This is a genomic window from Yoonia sp., assembly GCF_014859355.1.
Classification (GTDB): domain Bacteria; phylum Pseudomonadota; class Alphaproteobacteria; order Rhodobacterales; family Rhodobacteraceae; genus Yoonia.
This window is the reverse complement of record NZ_JACUUJ010000089.1, coordinates 1-2782: the sequence shown is the minus strand read 5'-3', so window position 1 is coordinate 2782 and position 2782 is coordinate 1. Positions and strand designations below refer to the sequence as shown.

Sequence of the window (2782 nt, the reverse complement as noted above, 5' to 3'; positions counted from 1 at the left end):
CGATGGTCGACCCACCCCCGATCGACACGATACCATCCGCGCCTGCGGCCTTGAACGCCGCGATGGCGTGATCCGTCACATCAACGGGCGTGTGCATCGTCGCATCCGCGAACACACCGGCGGCAAGATGTCCGATATCGCGCGCAATCTGTTCCGCATCGCCTTTTTGAAAAGCGGTGGACAGGACAAGAACACGCTTGCAACCCAGCGTTTCAATCTCGGCGGCCAGTTGCGAAACCGTGCCTGCGCCGAATATGACCCGCGACGGTGCGCCTTGGTAGATGAAAGGTGATGTCATCGGTATCAGCCGCTCTTTTCGGTTTGGGGCCGGGGCGCTTATGTTTCAGCGCGCCGGCGGGCCGTGGAATAGATCAGGGCTGCGGTCAGGATCAGACCGCCCTGAAAGATGTATTGATACATTTGCGAAAGACCCAGGAACGACACCGCGTTCAGCACCTCTGTCAGCAAGACCGCGCCAAGGACGCTGCCAATAAACGTGCCGCGCCCGCCACGCAGGCTGGTGCCACCCAGAACAACGGCCGTGATGCTGGCCAATGTATAGCTGACCCCCTGCGCGGGGTCACCGACGCCAATTTGGGCCATCAGCATCACGGCACCGCAGGCCGTGAGCAGCGACACCGCAATATAACCAAGCACAAAGGCCCGGTCGATCCGTATCCCCATCCGGCGCGCTGACCCTTCGTTGGACCCGATGGCGCGCAGCGTCCATCCGACACGGCGCTTGCGCAAAAAGTATTCACCGATCAGGGCAAAGGCGACCAAGACGATAAAAGCGACAGGAATAGGGCCAAGTTTGTAGGTGATCGCGTCCATCACCGGGAAATTGATATAGCCGCCCGGGCCATCGCGCAGCACGAAGCTCATCCCCTGAAGGCCGATATACATGGCCAGTGTCGCCGCAATCGGCGTGAAATTCGCAAATCGTATCAGCGCACCGTTGATGGTGCCGACAACAAGACCGCCTGCGAATATCAGAGCAAAGCCCAGCGCAATCATCGCAGGCGTTTGCCCGTCATTGACAAAAAAGGACGCCACAACAACCAGAAAACCGGCCAGCGGACCGACAGACAGATCAATCCCGCCCATCAGCAAGGCAATGGTCTGGCCCATCGCAATGAACCCCAGCGCCGTCGCCAGCAGCAGGATGTTGGAGATGTTGAAGAACGATAGATATCGGTCGTTTTGCCCGAACACATACATCGCAAGCAGGGCGATCACGATGGCAAGCGGCACCGCAGTGGCATTGTCCGATTGCAGGAAATGGCGCAGACGGCCCCCTTTGGCGGCCTTGCTTTGAATGACGTCGCCCACACCCACGACATGGGATTCCGCGCTGACCGCCGCCTGAACGATCTTCTGTTCGGTCACATCATCGCCGCGCAGTGTCTTGACCACGTGACCACGTGACATGACGATCACGACATCGCACAGACCTTCGAGTTCGGACGCATCTGACGAGTTCACGATCACCGGCGTTCCAGACAGCGATACCTCGCGCAGGATGCGGTAAATTTCGAACCGCGCGCCGACATCGACACCCTGGGTCGGTTCATCGGCGATGATGAAACTCGGTTTGGACATCAAGGCCCGCGACATGACTACCTTTTGCTGATTGCCGCCCGAGAGCGACATGATATTGGCGTCAAGTCCGGCGCTTTTGACCGAAAGGGAATCGAAAACGCGGCAAACCTCGGCCACCTCTTTTTTCCGGCTCAGAACGCCCGCGCTGCTGAACCTGTCCAGGGCTGTAAAGGTTGCGTTTTCGCGCACTGTCAGATCCGGCGCCACGCCTTCGGCATGGCGATCAGACGGCATGAACGCGGTTTGGCGGGACAGTTCGGCATGTGAAAGGGGCGCACCGTTCAGTATGACCTCACCCGCCCATAACGACAGGCCCGCAAGGGCGCGCATCAGGTCGCTTTGGCCGTTCCCGTCGACACCGGCAACACCGATGATCTGGCCACATCCAACCGCAAAACTGACGTCTGTAAAACCGGCACCTGTGAACGATTTCACGGCAAAGTTAATGTCTGGTGAAGTCTCTTCACACTTGGGTGGGAACGTCGACGCCAGCGTGCGCCCGACGATCATGCCAAGCAGCTTTTCATCCGAAATTTCGCGCACCAGTGCGCTGCCTTGCATCTTGCCATCACGCAAAACGGTCACGCGATCCGCGATCTGGCGCAATTCGGCAAGACGGTGTGTAATATAAATAACGGCCGTGCCCTTGGCTGTGACATCGCGGATGTGCCCAAACAACATGTCCGTTGCATCCTGGTCCAGCGACGCCGTCGGTTCATCGAGGATCAAGACCTTGGGGCGCGTCGCCAATGCTTTGGCGATCTCCAGCAAGTGCTTTTGGGCAACTGTCAGCAAAGCCGCCCGCATGTTCAGCGGCACGTGCAGACCCACGTCGTCCAGCATTTTTTCGGCAATCTGGGGGGCCACGCCGTCTGCGAACACCGATTGCGGCAGCGCCACGCGCAGGTTTTCAAGCACCGAAAGGTCTTCGAGGATCGCGGGGTGTTGAAATGATATCGATATCCCCAGCGATGCTGCTTTTTCCGGCGTCATGGGCGAAACCGTCGCGCCCTCAAAATCAATACTGCCAATCTGGGGTTGCAGAACGCCCGAGATCACGTTCATCAGCGTCGATTTGCCCGCCCCGTTTTCACCAAGGATCGCATGAACTTCACCGGGATAAATATCAACCGATACGTCCGACAAGGCCATGATACCCGAGAACTGTTTCGTGATATTT

Annotated in this window: 2 protein-coding genes; both read right to left on the bottom strand. The window is 58.3% G+C overall.

Annotation, left to right across the window (positions count from 1 at the left end; genetic code table 11):
- Positions 1–298 (bottom strand): iron-containing alcohol dehydrogenase (locus IBX59_RS15040; RefSeq protein ID WP_296377023.1); only part of this gene is annotated, 298 nt, incomplete at its 3' end.
- 38 nt (positions 299–336) lie between these two features.
- On the bottom strand, positions 337–2782 hold a 2446-nt coding region (locus IBX59_RS15035), incomplete at its 5' end, for an ATP-binding cassette domain-containing protein (RefSeq protein ID WP_296377021.1).